The sequence below is a fragment of the Rhodospirillales bacterium genome, from assembly GCA_016712595.1.
Taxonomy (GTDB): Bacteria; Pseudomonadota; Alphaproteobacteria; order Rhodospirillales; family Defluviicoccaceae; genus Defluviicoccus.
Genome location: JADJQT010000002.1, coordinates 145,093 through 163,296, shown reverse-complemented (window position 1 = coordinate 163,296; position 18,204 = coordinate 145,093). Strand labels below are relative to the sequence as shown.

General features: G+C 61.5%; 13 protein-coding genes and 1 pseudogene. 2 read left to right on the top strand and 12 right to left on the bottom strand.

Features of this window, described 5'->3' with window-relative positions:
• The 3 genes and pseudogenes from IPK66_12615 to IPK66_12605 all read right to left on the bottom strand — a co-directional run bounded on the left by IPK66_12615 (position 1) and on the right by IPK66_12605 (position 2,420).
• Complete coding sequence (locus tag IPK66_12615; GenBank protein ID MBK8176063.1) at positions 1-648, bottom strand: aminoacyl-tRNA hydrolase; 648 nt, start codon at positions 646-648, stop codon at positions 1-3.
• 37 nt (positions 649-685) lie between these two features.
• A pseudogene (locus IPK66_12610) lies at positions 686-1,316 on the bottom strand (50S ribosomal protein L25/general stress protein Ctc).
• A gap of 171 nt (positions 1,317-1,487) precedes the next feature.
• Positions 1,488-2,420: a ribose-phosphate pyrophosphokinase gene (locus IPK66_12605; protein MBK8176062.1), complete on the bottom strand. Its 933-nt coding sequence runs from the start codon at positions 2,418-2,420 to the stop codon at positions 1,488-1,490.
• Between the two features lie 777 nt (positions 2,421-3,197).
• On the opposite strand from IPK66_12605, the gene IPK66_12600 reads away from it, so the two are divergent.
• Positions 3,198-3,908 (top strand): response regulator transcription factor, encoded by a 711-nt coding sequence (locus tag IPK66_12600; protein ID MBK8176061.1) that lies wholly within the window; start codon positions 3,198-3,200, stop codon positions 3,906-3,908.
• On the opposite strand, the gene IPK66_12595 is transcribed toward IPK66_12600, so the two are convergent.
• The 4 genes from IPK66_12595 to IPK66_12580 form a co-directional block, all read right to left on the bottom strand.
• On the bottom strand, positions 3,862-6,852 hold the full coding sequence (locus IPK66_12595) for a CHASE2 domain-containing protein (GenBank protein MBK8176060.1): 2,991 nt from the start codon (positions 6,850-6,852) through the stop codon (positions 3,862-3,864). The two genes, IPK66_12600 and IPK66_12595, sit on opposite strands and share 47 nt — an antisense overlap.
• A gap of 184 nt (positions 6,853-7,036) precedes the next feature.
• Positions 7,037-7,393 (bottom strand): hypothetical protein, encoded by a 357-nt coding sequence (locus IPK66_12590; protein ID MBK8176059.1) that lies wholly within the window; start codon positions 7,391-7,393, stop codon positions 7,037-7,039.
• Between the two features lie 39 nt (positions 7,394-7,432).
• Positions 7,433-10,816 carry a tetratricopeptide repeat protein gene (locus IPK66_12585; GenBank protein MBK8176058.1) on the bottom strand — a complete coding sequence of 1,128 codons (3,384 nt, stop codon included), beginning with the start codon at positions 10,814-10,816 and terminating at the stop codon, positions 7,433-7,435.
• 520 nt (positions 10,817-11,336) lie between these two features.
• Positions 11,337-12,125: a hypothetical protein gene (locus IPK66_12580; protein MBK8176057.1), complete on the bottom strand. Its 789-nt coding sequence runs from the start codon at positions 12,123-12,125 to the stop codon at positions 11,337-11,339.
• Positions 12,126-12,408: 283 nt separating this feature from the next.
• On the opposite strand from IPK66_12580, the gene IPK66_12575 reads away from it, so the two are divergent.
• Complete coding sequence (locus tag IPK66_12575; protein MBK8176056.1) at positions 12,409-12,804, top strand: hypothetical protein; 396 nt, start codon at positions 12,409-12,411, stop codon at positions 12,802-12,804.
• Positions 12,805-13,008: 204 nt separating this feature from the next.
• Here the strand turns inward: IPK66_12575 and IPK66_12570 are convergent, their stop codons facing one another.
• The 5 genes from IPK66_12570 to IPK66_12550 all read right to left on the bottom strand — a co-directional run bounded on the left by IPK66_12570 (position 13,009) and on the right by IPK66_12550 (position 18,193).
• Positions 13,009-14,124: an HlyD family secretion protein gene (locus IPK66_12570; protein MBK8176055.1), complete on the bottom strand. Its 1,116-nt coding sequence runs from the start codon at positions 14,122-14,124 to the stop codon at positions 13,009-13,011.
• Positions 14,121-14,894 carry an ABC transporter ATP-binding protein gene (locus IPK66_12565; protein MBK8176054.1) on the bottom strand — a complete coding sequence of 258 codons (774 nt, stop codon included), beginning with the start codon at positions 14,892-14,894 and terminating at the stop codon, positions 14,121-14,123. Before IPK66_12565 ends, IPK66_12570 begins: the two co-directional genes overlap by 4 nt.
• Positions 14,895-14,906: 12 nt before the next feature.
• On the bottom strand, positions 14,907-16,049 hold the full coding sequence (locus IPK66_12560; GenBank protein MBK8176053.1) for an ABC transporter permease: 1,143 nt from the start codon (positions 16,047-16,049) through the stop codon (positions 14,907-14,909).
• Positions 16,049-17,353 carry a multidrug effflux MFS transporter gene (locus IPK66_12555; protein ID MBK8176052.1) on the bottom strand — a complete coding sequence of 435 codons (1,305 nt, stop codon included), beginning with the start codon at positions 17,351-17,353 and terminating at the stop codon, positions 16,049-16,051. The genes IPK66_12560 and IPK66_12555 overlap by 1 nt, the downstream gene beginning before the upstream one ends.
• A gap of 90 nt (positions 17,354-17,443) precedes the next feature.
• Positions 17,444-18,193, bottom strand: coding sequence for a 4'-phosphopantetheinyl transferase superfamily protein (locus IPK66_12550; protein ID MBK8176051.1), 750 nt, complete (start codon positions 18,191-18,193; stop codon positions 17,444-17,446).
• Between the last annotated feature and the right edge of the window lie 11 nt (positions 18,194-18,204).

Genomic DNA, 18,204 nt, shown 5'->3' with positions numbered 1-18,204 from the left:
TTAGTTCTGTTCCTTCTCCGGCGCGGAGAGGGTTGCCGCCGCGTTCTTGCGGTCCGGCTTTTCGCGCGGTGGCGCCAGTGCCATCGCCACCTTGCTCATGAACGCGGCGTCCTCTCCGCCGGCGAGCAGGGGCGCGTAGTCGGCAACGGCGACGAGCAACGGATCGAGCCAGGCCCGGTCCAGGTCGTCGAAGTCGTCGAGCACGTATCCCAGCACGCGGCGTTTGTCGCCCGGGTGACCGATGCCGAGGCGAACCCGCCGGTAGTCGTTGCCGTAAAGAGCGTCGATACTGCGCAGGCCGTTGTGACCCGCAGCGCCGCCACCGCGCTTGATCCGCACCTTGCCGGCGGCGAGGTCGAGCTCATCATGAAAGACGATCACGCGTGCCGGCGGAATTTTGTAGAATCGCGCCGCCTCGGCCACCGAGCGCCCGGAGCAGTTCATGAACGTCATCGGCCGCAGCGCCAGGGTCTCCTCTCCGCCGAGCCGGCCCTGAGCGAGCTCACCGGCGAAGCGGGTGCGATAAGGAGTAAACCCGAAGCGCCGCGCGATCGCGTCAACCGCCATGAACCCGATGTTATGGCGGTTGTCGGCGTATTTCGCTCCCGGATTGCCGAGACCGACCAGCAGAAGCCGATCACCGTCCATCCGTGCCGGCCGCCCCGGCCCCGTCGCCGGCGATCGATCAGGCGGTCTTCTCGGCCGCCACTTCGACCTCCGCCTCGCCCGCCTCCTCGGCGACCTCACCGGTCGAGGGCGCGGCGATGGTGGCGATCGTCGCTTCCGGATCGTCATCGCCGAGTTCGCTGCCGGCCGGAAGCTGGATCGCGGCGGCGTGAATGACGTCGCCGAGACCGAGGCCGGTAAGATCGATGCTGATCGATTCCGGGATCGCGTCCGGTGAGCAGATCAGATTGAGCGTGTGCTGGACGATGTTGAGCACTCCGCCCAGCTTGAGGCCCGGCGCCTTGGCTTCGTTCTCGAACTTGATCTCGACCTCGACATGCACGCGACTAGACGCGCTGAAACGCATGAAATCGACGTGCAGTGGGGCGCCGGACACCGGATCATGCTGCACCTCGCGCGGCAGAACGCGTTCCTTGCCGAGCCCGGTATCGATCTCGAAGACGTGGGCGAGGAATCCGGGGACGCCGCAGATGCCGGTCCAGTTCGGTGGCTTCGATGGCGATCATGACCGGATCGACCTTGTTCCCATAGATGATCGCCGGAATGCGGCCCGCCCGGCGCTGCGCACGGGCTCCGCCCTTGCCGGCGCGTCCACGGACCTCGGCGGCGAGGCTGACGACATCTGACATACCTTCATACTCCTCAAAATCGATCCCGATCAGAGCCACCCGCCCAGCGGGAGGGGTATATGGTACCGGGACATCGACATTCACGATGCATCGCGGCCGCGCTTCTTGCCGAAAATTCGGCGCCGAGGCGACGGCTATATCCAAAGGGTCGGTTGTTTAACCGATCCGAGCTCAGTCGAACAAGCTGGAAACAGACGTTTCCTCGCTGATTCGCCGCATCGCCTCGGCCATCAGCGGCGCGATCGAGATCTGCTCGATATTATGAGACGCGCGGACCGCCTCCGTCGCCGGGATGCTATCAGTGATAATAAGTTTTTCAATCGGCGATGCGGAAACGCGCGAAACGGCGCCGCCCGAGAGCACGCCGTGCGTCGCATAGGCGGCGACCGATGCGGCGCCATACTCCTTCAGGGCCCGCGCCGCGTTGCACAGCGTCCCGGCGGAATCGACGATGTCATCGATCAGCACGCAGCGCCGGTCACGGACATCGCCGATGACGTGCATCACCTCGGAGACGCCGGCGCGCTCGCGGCGCTTATCGACGATGGCAAGGTCGCCTTTCAGCCGCTTGGCGATGCTGCGCGCCCGCAGCACTCCGCCGATGTCGGGAGAGACGATCAAAAGGTCATCGGTATGGTAGCGACGGCGCAGATCGCTGGTGAACTCGGGCGCGGCATAGAGATTATCGAGGGGAATATCGAAAAAGCCCTGAATCTGCCCGGCGTGCAGGTCGAGGGTGAGCACCCGGTCGGCCCCGGAGACGGTGATCAGGTTGGCGACGAGCTTGGCGGAGATCGGCGTGCGCGGACCCGACTTGCGATCCTGGCGGCCGTAGCCGTAGTAGGGAATGACTGCGGTGATCCGCCGCGCCGAGCCGCGGCGCAGCGCGTCCAGCGTGACCAGCAGCTCCATAACGTTGTCGTTCGCCGGGTAGGACGTCGACTGGATGACGAAGACGTCTTCGCCACGAACGTTCTCGTGGATCTCGACGAACACTTCCATGTCCGAGAATCGGCGGATGCTGGCCTTGCACACCGGCAATTCCAGGTATGCCGCGATCGCTTCGGCGAGGGGCCGGTTGCTATTACAGGCGACGATCTTCATCGAATGAGTGCCAAATTTCGGTGGAGGGCCGCACGCAACGCCGTGGCGTTTCCGGCAACCGACGGTGAACCCTTACCCGTTACGAGCGAGCGGGCGGCACTTTAACAATCTTGTCCCGGCGATGCAAAGGCTTGCCGCGCCGGTCACGCCACCGTTGCAAGTCCGCTGTCCGGAAATGAGCCGGGGCGATTGGCACATGTTTGCTCCTGGCATGTCATGGCTCGGTTTGGGCCTGAATCGCTGGGGCTCGGTTGTCCCGATTTTGCGTACGAACGCATCTGCCGTAAGGCCTTGCAGTATTGAGAATCGGCGTTTGGAAGCGGCGGGCAAAGTTGCAGTCAGCGACGACGTCGGCCCAGTCTTCCCGCCAACCGATCTAACGAGAGCCATGGCTCTCGTTACCAACCCGCGGGCGCCGCCGGTGGCGAAGCGGGGGCCGGCTTCGATCCGTGAGCTCCCAGTCGGAGCGGAAGCCGGCGCCAAGTTCTGCTGGCCGGCGTAGCGGTCAAAGACCCACACCTCCGGTCTATGCCCGCCCAGCACCGCCTTGGTCGAGACGATCAAAGCGGCGTGGCGGCGCGGCCGATGCCCCGGACGCACAACCACCGATTCCCTGCAACCTCAAACTGCTCTAGCCTACATACAGCGTATTTTCGTGTAATAACCCCGTCGCGATCGGGCTTGTGACCCGCGACCGAGAAGATCGTATCCACGTCTCGATCAGCCGGATCGCCGTCGCGGTCGTCCGCGAGGGTTTTTCGCAAGGCCGGGAGGGTCATGGGTCAGCCGACTATTCTCATTGTCGAGGACGATCCGTTCACGCGCGACCTGCTGGCGCGCTGCTTCGCGAAGGAAGGCTACTTGGTGGATCAGGCGGCGACCGGCCGGCAGATGCACGAGAAGCTGGAGCACCGCAAGCCGACATTGATTCTTCTCGACAGAGCGCTTCCCGATGAAGACGGCCTCGTCCTACTGCGGCAGCTGCGACGACATTCGGACGTCCCCGTCGTCATGCTGAGCGCCTACGCCGACGATGCCGACCGCATCGCCGGCCTCGCCATAGGTGCGGACGACTACGTTTCCAAGTTCTGGAAAACCGAGGAACTGATTGCGCGCGTGAGCGCCGTGGTCCGTCGGTATCGGCCAACCGAGGCCGACAGCAATGCCGCTCGTCGCCGTTATCTGACGTTCGCCGGCTTTACACTCGATACGGAAGGACACGCGCTGTCGGACTCGAGCGGCCGAAATATCGTCCTTACGCCAGCCGAGTTTCGCCTGCTCTGCGCGCTGGCGCTGGCGAAGGGGCGGACGCTATCGCGCGACATGCTGCTCGATGCGCTGGGTCATGGCGCCGATGCGCCACAGGACAGGACGGTTGATGTGCATATCAGCCACCTGCGCACCAAACTCGGATGCGCGGGCAAGCCGGCGGATCAGCGGATCATCCGGACGATAACGAACGTCGGCTACCAGATGGCCGACTGCTGACCGCGGCCTGACCGTTTCCTTCGGCATCAAGACCGGCTATGGCATGCACGACTTCGGCCAGCTCGCTGTCGAGAGTCCCAACGATACGATCGACGTGTGCCCAGTCCGCCGTAATCGCCGCCGCCTCGATTGCGCTGAACACCCGGCCGAATCTGATGGCACCGACAGAGCCGCTGCAACCGGCCATGCGATGCGCTTCGTTTCGGACACGAGCCGCGTCGCGCTCATCGGCAGCGCGTTTCGTCTCCGCGACAACCTCCTCCGCTCGCTTGACGAAATCCGAAAGGATTTGACTGGCCTGCCCCTCCAAGCTCCCGAACATCCGGATGAGGTTCTCGGCATCGAAGATCGCATCACCATCGGGCGCGTGGGTGACGGCGGGTTCGCGCGGAGGCTCGACCGCAATGCCGAACGAGATGTCAAGGCGGAGGAAAGCGTTCGGCAGATCGCTCGGCTTCAGTGGCTTCGATAGGACGAGATCCATGCCAGCGTCCAGACACTCCCTTCTCGCCTCCGGCCGCGCATCCGCGGTGAGACCGATGATACGGACGCCCGCGAAACGCTCGACGGCACGGACACGGCGGGCAAGGTCGACGCCGGATAGGCCGGTCGGCATGTGCCGGTCGGTGATCAGCACGGCGGCCGGCCGTTGCTGCAGGCTGCTCCAGGCTTCGGCGCCGTCGGCGCACACGCACGCCCTCAAGCCGAGGCTCGCGAGCTGGCCCTCGATCAGCATGCGGTTGAGCGGATCGTCCTCGGCGACCAGAACTTCGCCGGCCGCCGGCCGCGGCAGTCCAACCGAAGTCCCGCCGACGGGGCGTCCCGGCGCCAGTTCCGGCACTAATTCCGGCACCGGCTGATCCGCGAGCCCGTCAAACGCCGGCACGACTCCTCCGGTCTCCTCGTCTGCGGGCGGGAGTGTCAGCGGCAACTGTACGGTGAACGTCGAGCCCTCGCCCGGCCGGCTGGACAAAACGATCGTCCCGCCCATCATGTCAGCCAGCCGGTGGACGATGGAAAGCCCCAGACCGCTGCCGCCGTACGTGTGGGCGGTCCTCGCGTCCGCCTGGTGGAACGGGGCGAATAGCGTCGACTGCGCCGCCTCTGGAATGCCAATCCCGGTATCGGCGACTGATAGCACCAGCATCGCCTCGGCGCTGCCGCCACCCTCAGTGTCGAGTCGGACGTTGACAGACCCGCGGTCAGTAAACTTGACGGCGTTGCCGCCGAGGTTCCACAGGATCTGGCAGAGGCGCAGCGGGTCCGCGATCACCGCCTGCGGAACGCTGCTCGAGACTTCCAGCGAAAGCTCCAGCCCCTTCGCCGCCGCATTCGGGCGCAACATGTCGATGACGCTGCGGACCAGTGGCCGCACGGCCACCGTCTCGGGAGCGAAGCGGAGCTCGCCGGCTTCCATTTTCGCCATGTCGAGGACGTCGTTGAGAAGTTGCAGCAAATTGTTGGAGAATTGGCGGACCTGTGCGACCACCCCGCGCTCGATATCGTCCAGGCCGGCATTGTCCAGTCGCTCAACCAAGCCGGTCACCCAGTTCAGCAAAGTGCGGATTTCGTGGCTCACCGTGGCGACGAAAGTCGACCGGGCCAGGTTCTCTTCGACCGCCGTTTCCCTCTCCTCCTCGGCGGCGGCACGCTGGTGGCGCGCGCGGAGCAGCTGCCCTGTGCCACCGACGGCGACCGTACTTGGAAGCACAATGAGCAGAGGGACGGCGAGCGGCAGCCAAATTGCCGCGACGTCGAACAGCAAGGAGGCGAACGCCACGTAAGCGAGAGTGAGTGCCACGGTCGCCGCGGCAGCCGCGCGCGGAGTGAGAGAGTAGGCGCAGCCGCAGAAAAGGGCGCCTAGCGCGCAGAGCAAAGCGAAGATGGGCGGCGGCCCCAGTGGACGCAGTGTCGTGCCCTCGAGAAGGTTGGCGTAGGCGGTCGCGGCAATTTCGGCGCCGCTCATCTCGACACCGTCGGCGCGCGGAAAGACGGTGCGGAAATAGTCCCCCTGGCTCGGCTTGCCCAATTCGGATGCGCCGACGAACACCGCCGCGCCCTTGAGACCAAGATCTTGCCGGCTCGAGTCACCATCGGCATCGACAACGAGACGGGCGTAAGGGATGTGGCGAATGGTGCCGGGGGGACCGTAGAAATTGAGGACGCGGCTGTCCTCGCCAGAGTAAAGGAACTGGATCGCCTCGCGCAGCGCCGCGCGCTCGGCGGATTCCGGCGCGGAAATGGCGCCGATTTCGCCGCCCGGCAACAATGGGTCGAGCGGCAGCCCGGCCCGTGCGGTACGGCGCAGGAAACGCGTTTCCGTTTCGATCGTTGTCGTACGCCCGATAATGCCGTTGGAGGCTTCATGAAACAAACGCTGCCAAGCTTCGCCGCGACGCAAGACGCGCGCGTGCACCGCCAGCGCCGGCAGCGTCGGAAGGTCGTCAAGCGCGCCGAGGAACGCCCAAAAGGCGCTGACCCGCGCGTCCGGAATCCGCGGCAGAGGAAACGGCGCCAGTCCCCACGCGGCATCGGCGAAAAGCGAAATCGGCCGCTGCACCTTATCGATGCAGACCGGCGGCGCCTGCGCGCCACCACCCCGCTCACACCGCCGCTCCATCGGCTCGACCAGCAGCACCCGACCGGCAGCGGCGATCGCCCGCGCGAACGACGCATCTTCATGCTCCGACTGCGGGCGTCCGAAGATCATATCGAAGGCAATGACCTCCGCTCCCTGGTCGACGAGGGCGGCGACCAGACGGCCGTGCAGAGACCGCGGCCAGTCCCGTGGCGTTTCCCTTAGCCCAAGCGCGATCGCCGAGCGCTCGTCAATGGCAACCACCGCCACCCCCGGCGGCGGCGCGACGGGCCCGCGCAGCCGGAACAGCCACGCAAGCCCGACGTCTCCCTCCAGCGTGCGGCCAGCAGGTAAGACCGCGAACAAAGCTGCAATCGCTCCAAGTATAATCCCTGCAAAGGACGCCTTAAACCCCCAAAACAGAGCAGTATCTTGGAACGATCGATCCACCACTACATTTATCGTTTGGTATTTCTGAACGTTACTTTATACACATGCTTACTCATACGCAGACTTACACACGCGATTCAATTAAATTTCAGATGATTTACTATGGTTCACCAGCCGGCACAGAAATTCCACGCCAGCTGCATATGCACGTCGGTGGATCACCTTCTAACTGGTCACACACCCATCCTTTACTCACAAGTTCTTCTCGGCTTGGGCGCCTCCTTATTCGGAATGATTCCTCATTTTGTTGGAGACCTTGACTCTCACTTTGTTCAGGAAATTTAAAATCCGCGTCACCAGCGTCATCAATGGCGGCGAATTCTTGATAGCGCTCTTCAGATACGATTTCGTACGTCTCATCTCCAACTTTTAGAATAACGCTCGCCACCCCGCTGTTTATCGCTTCAGCTAATTTAGCCTCAATAATATCTCTAAATGGCACGTATGTTACCATCATACATACTCCCCTATATTGTGAGCATCATACACTTTATGCTCAAAGTGAAAATGTTACGCTACAAAAAAACATTCTCTCTGGTATATACGGGCTTATATTTATATTTTCTCCAGTAAATCTACGAGGATTATCGTCCTGATATTTAAAATGTTTATCCAATAAATTGTTAACAGAGCATCCAGCAAGCCCACGACGTTCCGAAAGTCTATAACCAACACTCATATTTAGCAAAAAGAAGCCATCATCACCTTCTGGCTGTGTCGACGTAGCGGATCTATTGACGTTTTGATGAACGATAGTTCCCTGCACTACGCCAAACAATCCTGATGGATCAAAATATCGCGCCGTCAATGGGATGCTCCATGTATTTATTTCATTCGGTAGCTCAGCATTTGCATCAGAATTTGCCTGATAATAATCACGTAAAATTTTTGCTGATAATGATACTCGATTATATGGCGACCAATTTGCGTATCCAGATACTATAGTCTGCTCACGATCTTCGTGTACAGTCTTAGGTATAGTGGGGAAAATAACTGGCTCATCGAGATTTTGCCTTATAGCTTCTACACCAACACTTATTTCTTTTGAAAGATGCACATCAATGCCAGCACCATAACTCCACATATCCGTTCCGTCGACATAATCAAAGAACTGATTAAATCCAGCAATCTGAGTAGGTTCAATTGTTTGTCTTGTTGTTCGAGATGGGACAGTTAATCTGAATGCGGATAGACGAACATCGAATAATTCTAATGGACTCCATCTTAGCCCTAATTTTGGATCTAACGTTGTCGATTGGTAGTCGGCCTCATGATAATCGGATATTCCCAAGCCAATCGTAGCAATGGTATTCTTTGCGACGTCTATATCTGTATATATGTATCCTGAATTTTGTTGTATATGTGAATGTTCATCACTATTGAATTCATCTAAAAAATCTGGATATAGCCTTAGGCGTCTATCGACATTATAGGCACTTACGCCCGCCGTTATATTGCCAATTGGAACACTGAAATCCTGACGTATTTCTCCTTGTATTGCATCATCTTTTTGTCGTAGTGGTGTTTCATTTTGATGGCGTTCTGTATGAATAAACGAACCGATAAGATTCACACCAGGAGCAGGAGTAAAGCGAGCTCCAACACGTTCTGATGTGATTTCAGTATCTGTTTTTACGACAGGGTCAAATATATCAGGATCGTAACCAATAGATACGTTCCCATAGTTTGAGTATCTGCGCCGCGCTTCTCCTTGAATATTTATTTCTGGCGTCACTGCGGCTTGAGCAAATATATCATATATTTGCTCATTCGATTGATTATTGTCCCTGAATCCTTCAGTGGTTGAATAAAATTGGCCTGCACTTAAAGAAATCCAGTCATATAGCCCAGACACAACAGCTTCGTTATTAAAAGTATATCTGTTACCTACGGTTGTTGCCGTATTAAGTTGAGCTCCATTATGAGCAAATAGCGGCGTAAATTCGTTAAATCCTGGTGTTGTTGGTCCTACGCGAGTTGACGCGTTGACATCTGTTTCGCTAAGGCTCGGCTGGACCGGATTAATATTGACGTCCTGGAGCAATTGCGCCTGGAGCAATTCACTAACGCGTGCCATTTCCTGCCGGGGTTGGGAGGCATAGACATCAGACAAAAACCGGTGGGCGCCGGCGTTGGCGGGATCGTAGGCGAGCGACTTGGTCGCCTCGTTGATGCCGAGCTGCTCGAAGCCGAGATCGTTGTAAATGCGTGCCAGGCTGGTGCCGCGCGCGGCCTGATCCTGATCGAGGAGGTCGCGCGAGCGGTAGACGGCGCGGTTGTCGTTGAGCTCGATCGATTTCTGGATGTCGTGCAGCGCCTCGACCGGGCGGTTCTCGCTCTGCTTTTCGATCGCCGAATAGAGGTAGGGCGTGGGGTCGAGCGGGTCGAGTTCCTTGGCGAGGTCGTACTGCTCGGCGGCGAGCTTTTCGTTACGCGGCTGTCCTGAGAACATCTCTTCGATGTATTTGACGGGATCGGTGGTCCGCTCTTCGAAGTAGGCCTTGCCGAGGTAGCTGCGCAGCAGCGAATTGCCCGGATCGAGCAGCATCGCGGCTTCGATCTCGCCGCGGCCGCGCTTGAGGTGACCGTCGCGGATGGTGGCGAGCCCAAGGCCGAAGCGGGGCTGCGGGCTTGCCGAATCGAGCGCGATCGCCCGGCGGAAGGCGCGCTCGGCGCGGCGGGTATCGATCTCCGAAAGCGCCGCGAAGCCGAGCACCGTCTGCACCTTGGCGAAGTCCGGCGCCAGCTCCTCCGCGCGCTTCGCGGTCTCGATGGCACGGTCGCGATAGCCCAGCATCAGCCAAAGCTCGGACAGGCGTGCCCAGGCGAGCGGGTTGTCCGGCTCGTCCGTGACCGCTGCTTCCAGCGTGTGCCGCGCGGCGTCGATCTCGAAGCGCGACTGCTGAGCGTAGGAGAGGGCGATCTTCGCCGCCGCCGACTTCGGCGCAAGCTCGACGCCGTGCTGAGCAAACGCCATTGCCTCGTCCCGCCGGTTGCGCGCAACCGCGATGATCGCGCGCAATCCGTAAGCCGCGCCGTCGTCGGGATCGCGCGCCAACGCCGATTCGAGGTCCGCATCCGCTTCATCGACACGGCCGACCGAAAGCAAGGTTTGGGCGCGGTAGAGATAGAAGCGCGCCCCGCGATCGGCTTCGGGAATCGCCTGGAATCGCGCGAAGGCCTCGGCTGTCCGGTCCTGACCGGCAAGGTCAACCGCCGCCTTTAAGTCCGGCGATAACCCGGGCGCTGCGGCGGCGGGCGGTAAGACCGGCGGATAGTAGAGCGCCCATTGCACGGCGTCGAAGGGACGGACCAGCAGATAGTCGGTCGGCGCTTCGTTGGCACGGGCGATTCCCGACACGCCGTTGCCGAGTGCGAGTTCACCATGACCGTTACGGGCGATGACGCGACCATTGAAGACATGGATGAGGGTCTCGGCATCGGCCACGCGAATCAGGAATTCGGTGCCTTCGACCGCGGCGTTGACGAAGGGCGTATCGACGGTCAGCGAACGCGGCTGGTGGCTGAGAAAGTAAATGCTGCCGCGCAACAGGCCGAGCAGTGTCGTCTGTTCCTTCGGCGGGCTGATCAGCCGCAGGGTCGAATTCTGGTCGCTGCGGAACTTCACCTGATTGGCGAGGCTCGCCTCGATGCGCCCGAGCTCGCCGACGCGGACGACGTCACCGACGCATAGCGCGCCGCCCCGGCCGATCGGCAGCCAGTCCGTCGTTCCCGCCCGCTGAACCTCCACCGCCCCCTGGACGGAGTCGAGCGATCCCACCGGCGACGGGCAGCCTTCTGCGGCCATGGCCGCAGAAGCAATCAGGCAGAAACTCGCCTCTACGAAAAGGTACGTATACCGAATGCGCGCACGCAGCATTTCCCTCTCCTGCAATCGAACATTATGCTCCTCTCGCCGTAATGATCGGAGTGTTCCGTCGGCAGGTCTTCTTTGAATATTCGGTTACGAGTTTCGCTGTCAACTTGACATGATGTGGCACCGTACACTTTTGTTCGTTGTAAATGGGCCCTGATTGCCGCGTCTTGCTTGACCGTTACATGCAAAGGGCTGTTCATGGTACTAAATTTTACCCCATACAAGCCAAACAATCCCAATTTTCTTTGAAAAAGGGTGTGCGTCAGCTTATCGAGCCGCCACACCACAGACGCACGAATGACCTAAACGGGGTAGTTAGTTGAAGATGAGCCGCAGGCATCGCTGAGACCTGTTGCACTGGACACGCAGGTGTTCTCATCCGTTGACGTGCCGAAAGATCACAGATTGCCCCTGATCGGGCCGTTCGGGACTGACAAGGATCGCGCATGAGCGGGAAGTCTCCGACGGATCGTGGACGAAGTGCGGTCCGCCGCAAAGCGAACCGCACGATGTAGCCGATTGGTCAGGCGGCGCAGCCGGCTGCCACCGGGCGATCCGGAATCGCGACAGGGAGCGGTCGCAGATGGGATCGGCGGTGGACGATGTCGGTGCGCAGCGCGCGGGTTTCCGCATCGGGTTCGACGCCGAGTTCCGTCTCGAGCATCTTCCGGCACAGTTCAAACTGCCGCAATGCCAGGCCGAAGCGCCGTTCCGCAGCATAAATCCGCATCAATGCGCGATGCCCGATTTCCTCGGCGGGATCGATCGCGACCATTCGCAAAGCGGCTTGCCGCGCCCCGTCCATCGTGCCTATGGCGAATGCGTGATCGAGCGCACGGCCAAGGACCCGCAAGGCCGCCTCGCGCATCCGGTTGCGCTCACCATCGAGCCATTCCTCGAAGGCGAAGCCTTTCCCCGGCGTATACCCGCGCAGGAATTCGCCCTGGTAGAGCTCCACCGCCCGCAGAAGCGAGTCCGGCGAATGCCGTGCCGCCAGATCCTCGAATTCCCAAATGTCGGCCTCCACCACACTCGGATCGAGCGCAATGGCGTCGCCCTGGCAGCGGAAGACATCCCGACCGACGAGGTGCCGGAGCATGAACAGCGATTGCCGAAGGCTAGCACGCGCATGCTCAGGGTCCCAGACGTCCCAGATTTGCGCTGCCAGTTTCGCCCGGCTGCACATCCGCTCGCGGCCCACGCACAGGATGGCGAGTACGGCTGTGGCATTGCGCGACGGAAGGTGGAGACGGCTTCCGTCGTTTTCGAAAACGTCGAATCCACCAAGAAACTGCATGCGAATACGAGACATTGTCCACATCCCCTTGTGGTCCCGGGTGCGGAGAGCCTCCACACCACCCTGCCTAGATTGGCAAAACCGTATGAACGCCGTTCGACGTTGATGTTAAGGACATGTAAACGAGGGCTTGGCGTCGGTGGCTCGCCAAACACCAGCAGCAAAGAAGAAGCAACGAACCGGAACACGCGGCCTGCCCCGTCGGCGCGATTCATGCGTGATCTTCCACCGGGAAAATGGATGTCGGGCTATGTGGTGCAGGCCTCCATCTGCTCAGGGCGCGATCGCCGAGGGCGGTATGAAGCCGCTGACGGCTGCCGTGGGTGTCGATGCCGGCGCACAATCCGCAGTGCACGGTCGTCGCTGCCTGCGCGTGATGAGCGTGAACACGTCACGGGCGCTATGGCGCTTCGGGGCCTGGATGGCGTCGAGCCTGGAATGCTGCCCGGTGATACGTCACGCCACAATCGTCGTTATAAATCACTGGCCGGCCGATAAGGTGGCGGCGGTCCGCAGCGCTCTTGCTCAGGGCGGTGCGGACATCTTTTCCCTGCCACTCTTTTCGCCGGACATGAACTCGATCGAACCCGCGTTCAGAAAAATTTTAATCAGTGCAGTAGAAATATTTCCAGTACTGCTCATGATCATGTATCTGAAGGGCGCCATCACCGGCGACATCCCCGGAGTGATCTGAAGTAAGAGACACGGGAACCGATCGTTTATTTGAAAGCTTGCGGATTTCACTAAACATCAGAAATCTGTTGCTATTTGAATAATACCGGATACTGCTCATTTTTCGCCTCCTGCTGAATGGCTAAGGGATTAAAGATCGACTATCTCCCGATATTTACTTATGCAATACCTGCTTGTGGATACCATCTATTTCTCCATGTGGTTATCACCCCGCATCGACCGGCCGCGGGCGAGAGACAGACTCGACAGGCTTGGCGTCGATAAAGACGTCAACCTGCTGGCCGACCCGGGCCGGGAAATCCGCTGGACGGAATGCGTAGATGGCCTGCAGCACCCGCGTATCCACCCGCTCGGGCGTGGAGCCCCCGGCCAGTTGCCGTTTGGGGACCACTGCGGGCTCGAAGCGGACGAACGCGAGCGGCGTCGTCACCTCGCGCACACCGGGCAGCAAGGCGATGGCGCGGTTGTCCGGATCGATGCGGTGTGCGTCCGTCTCGTCGATGTCGACCCGGATGTGCAAAGGATCGACGACACCCATGGTCATCAGCGGCTCCGCGGGGACGCCTTGATCCGCGAACTCGCCGACGCGAACGTTGACCTTGAGGATCGATCCGTCGACCGGCGCCCTGACGGCCGTCTTGTCGAGATCGATCCGGGCGCGGCCGAGCGTTGCTTCGGCCCGCTCCAGCTCGGCCGTCGCTCGCTGCCGATCGGCCTTGAGAACGTCAATCTGTCGCCGGGCACTGGTGAGCGCGGCCCGAACGGCGACAAGGTCGGCAGACGCGCGCAGCGCATCGGCCTTCGCCGTCTCAAAGCGTTGATGAGTGGCCCAGCCCTGCCCCACCAGGTCCTGATAGCGCTTCTGATCGAGCGCCGTGCGCTCGGTGTCGGCCTGGGCGCTGGTTACCCGCGCCGCCGCCTCGCCAATGACCGAGTTTTGGAGAACCAGGCTGTGATCGATCGCCGCGATCGCGGCGCTCGTCGCCCGCACGTCCGCCTCGGCGAAAGCGACGGCGGCACGCTCGTCGCGATCGTCGACTGCGAACAGCGGATCCCCTTTTTTGACCTGATCGCCAGCGACCACGCCAACCTCGCGGACCACGCCGCCGTTATCAATGGCGATCGCGATCACCTCGCTCGCCGGCTCGACCAGGCCGCGTGCAGCAACCGTCTCATGGTAGGGATTTGCAGGCGGCGCGATCGGCGGATCGCTTAGCTCGCGCGGCGCTGTCGTTCGCCCGACCGAAACGATGGTCAGCCCCAGCGAAGCCACCGCCGCGATCATCATACCGTGGGTCAATGGCCGGAATGTCATGGTCATGCTGGCTCCTCCCCGGCTTCTTTTTCCTCAGCAACGAGGATGCGACCGTCGTCCATGCGGGCGATGCGATCGGCAAAGTCAAAAATGCGGTTGTCATGGGTGACGACGATGACGGCACGGCCCGGATCGAACGCGGCGGTGCGTAGCAGCTCCATGACCGCCATGCCGGAGGCGGCATCGAGCGCCGCGGTGGGCTCGTCGCAGACGATCAGCTTCGGCTCGTGGATCAAGGCCCGGGCGATGGCGACGCGCTGCTGCTGCCCACCCGAGAGCTGCCGGGGAAGCTTGTTCACATGCGCGCCCATGCCCAGGCTTTCCAGGCGGGCGGCGGCCTTCTTCGCCGCCTTGGCGAGCGCCATCCCAGCGGCAACGAGCGGCACAGCGGCATTCTCCGCCGCGGTGAGCGCCGGCAACAGGTTGTACTGTTGAAAGATGAACCCGATGTTCGCGCGCCGGAAGGCGACAAGATCGCGGCCGCGCATCCGTGTCAGCGGTTGTCCCAAGACCTCGACCGAGCCTTCGCTCGGCGCCAGAATCGCCGCCACGATCGAAATGAGCGTCGTTTTTCCGCACCCCGACGGCCCGACAAGAAACGTCATCTCGCCAGCACCGAACTGAACGTCGATCCCGAAGAGCACACGCACCGGGCCACTGCCGCCGTCGAAGTCCTTGACGATGTTGCGGCAGACGACCGCCGCTGCTTGGCCGTTTGCCGAGAGGGTCGCGGCGGGCGCGGGAGGATACGAAATCCGGCTGGTGATGAGCCCCATGTCTATTCCTCCTCAGCCACGGAAAACGATCGCCGGATCGAGAACCATCACCCGCCGGATGCTGGCGAGGCTCGCAATCGCGGCAATGATCAGCACGATCCCGGCGGTCCCCGCCACCACCTCCCAGGGCAGGGCAAAGCCGCGCAGATGGACGGCAATGCGGCTGGTGATCTCGAAGAACGCCGCGCAAAGGCCGATGCCGAGCGCGTAGCCGATCACGGCGATCAGTCCGGCCTGAAGCAGGATCATCGTCAAAATCGTACCGTTGCCGACGCCGATGGCCTTGAGCGCGCCGAACTGCTTCAAGTTTTCGAGAACGAAGATATAAAATGTCTGTCCCGAGACTGCGGCACCAACAATAAACCCAAGGATTATTGTAATTCCGAAATTAACAGGGATTCCCGTTCGTTTCATATAGTACCCTATGGTCTGCCACATGAATTCGTTCCAGGTCAGAGCGGCGAGCCCGGTTTCTTTTGAAATTCGTTCCTTTAGAGTACTGATGTCTTCTCCCGGCTCGGCCCGTACCAGAACGAAGGAAAGCTGCTTTCGCGTGCGATTTGAATACTTCATGGCGTCTGTGTATTTTGTATAGATGATCGGGAAGGTCACGTAAGGGGCTCGCGCTTCGCAGATGCCGACGATGACGGCGCGGCGCTCGTTCAATTCGATCTCCTTGCCTACCTGCAGGGGTTCTCCGGGCCAGATGGAACCGTATCCAGCGCGATCGATGATGATCGCATCCGGCCGCTTCAAGTCGGTCACCGAGCCGAGCAGCATCCGGGTGGGCGCACCGGTGAGCGTGGCGTCATCGATGCCCATCAGGATGGCGTTCTGAATCAGGGAGTCCCCGGCGTGGGCAAGGCTGACGCTCTTGTGCAGGGGCACCGCCCAGGCGACGCCCTTGACACCCCGGACGTCGTAGAGCTGGACGTCGGTCAGCGGCTCTACCTCGTCCACATAGCGGACACGCGGGTCCATGACCCAAAGGTCCGCTTCCTGGACATCGATGATCTGGTTGGCCGTGCGCTGCATCACGCCGATGAAAATTGAAATCTGGTTCGACATCAGCATGGTGGCGAACGCGATGCTGAAGATCAGACCGAGATATTTGGCGCGGTCGCCGATCAGCATGCGCAACGCAACGGCGTGCATCACCGACCTCCCGGAAGCGATGGGCTGGGCGTGCCTTCCGCCGGGCGGAGGACGTCCATGTCCAAGTCCGGGTCATCCGCGGCGTTCGCGCGCTCTCGTTTCGTTTGCCGCGGCTGCAGGCACACGAATGACAGGGCCGCAGCGATTCCCCCGACCGCCATTACCGACGGGAATGCCAGCACCGGGAGCCGGCCAAGCAGCGCGCTGACTGCGAACGCTCCGAGGGCGCAGCCGCCCGTCTGCAGAAATCCGAGCATCGCCGAGGCGCTGCCAGCGGTATTGGCGAACGGGGTGAGCGCCGCGGCGACGGCGGTTGGCATGAACACGCCGAGGCCGGTGACGAAGACGATCATGCAGCCGGTAAAGATGTGCTTGTGCAGGATCCCGGCGGCGGGAAAGGCGGCGATGGCCACGGTCGCAACGGCAATCAGCGAGAGTCCGAGCCCGCTGATCGCGGTGGTCGAGAGCTTGCCGACCAGCCGTCGGGTCAACAGTCCGCCCAAGACATAGCCGGTCAGGGTCAGCGGCGGGTAGAGGCCGTACTCGATCGGCCTGACCCCGAGCCGGCCGATGTACATGTCCGGAGAACCGGCGAAAAACGCCGACAAACATGCGAAGGCGAGCGCGGAGGAGATGGCGCATTGCAGGAAGGCGCGCGAGCGCAGCACGTCTCGATAAGCGCCCCGAATGGCACCAGCGTCGAGGCGGGCAATCGGCTGCAGGTTGGTTTCGCCAATCCGCAGCACGAGCGCGAAGAGAACGACGCCGAACACGACCGTCGCACCGAATGTCCAGCGCCAGCCGCCCCATTCCTGCAGCAATCCGCCGATCAGCGGTGTCAGGCCCGGAACCAACGAAAACGCCATCAGGATCGAGGCGGTCAGGCGTGCGAGCGCGGGACCGGTGAAGAGATCGCGGGTAATCGCCCGGGAGACGACGAACGCGGCCGATGCGCCCGCACCCTGAAGGACCCGGCCGCCGATCAGGCAGGCAAGGTCGGCAGAGAGCACACACACCACGGTGCCGGCGATGAAGGTCGCCATGCCTGCGAAGAGCACCCGACGCCGGCCGAGGCGATCGGATAATGGACCGCAAATGAGTTGAAAGATGGCAAATGTCGCCAGAAAGACGGCGAGCGTCGTCTGCACGGCCGACATGGTTGCCCCCAATGCCGCGGCCACGGCCGGCATCGACGGAATGTAGATGTTGCTGGCGAACTGGCCGAGCCCGGCCAGAGCGGTCATCAGCATGACCAGCACCGGCGTCGGTCCGCCCTGGCGTGTTACCATGATGAGCCGTGTCATCGCCGCACCTCGCGCACCTTGAAAATTGCCAGACCGAACGGATCGGTGACGACGATCGGGCCGAGCGACGGAAAGGTGAACCGACCGCTGTCAATCGACGCGGGCCAAGCGCCCCCCTTCTCCGCGAGCGACGACGGCGGCGACATAACCGGGGCACGGCTCGAATGCGAACATCTGCCAAGCATGAGAATTCTCCACAGAAGATGCCGATCGGATGGCCGCGATCCGGGGAACAGCCGACGGCGAGAGGGTGACGTCGAAGGACCGAAAGTCGCGCCGCATGCCTTCGCCGGTTGCCTTGACGAAGGCCTCCTTGCGCGTCCATCCGGCGTAGAAAGCACGGCATTGGTCCTCGGGATGGACCGACAGGAGTTCTTCGAACTCCGCGTTGGAGAAGTAGTAACCCGCGGTCGACAGCAGGTTGTCGAGCGGGCGGACCCCCTCGACATCGATGCCGACCGGCGTGTTCAGCGAGACGGCGACAACCATGAGATCGCCGGAATGCGAGGCATTGAAGTGAATCCGCTGCGCATCGTCCGGATCGAGCAGCCGCGGCTTGCCGTCTTTGCCACGACTGAGTTTGAGGGAGCGCGGATCGCGGCCAGAGCATCGCCCGATGATGCGCCGCAAGCAGTCGCGTCCGGCGAGCGTTCGGTGGCTGCGGAACAGCCTATCCCGCGCCATGGCCTCCAGCCGGACCTCGGCCGTCAGTGGATCGTCGATAATGCCGCTGTCGGACTCCACGCGGGCGAGGTCCACACTGAACACATAGATGGTGCCCGGCTCCAGGCGGACCCGTCCGCCTGGAGCCGATTCCGTCCGGTCGATGATGGCAAGCACGGCGCTTCTCC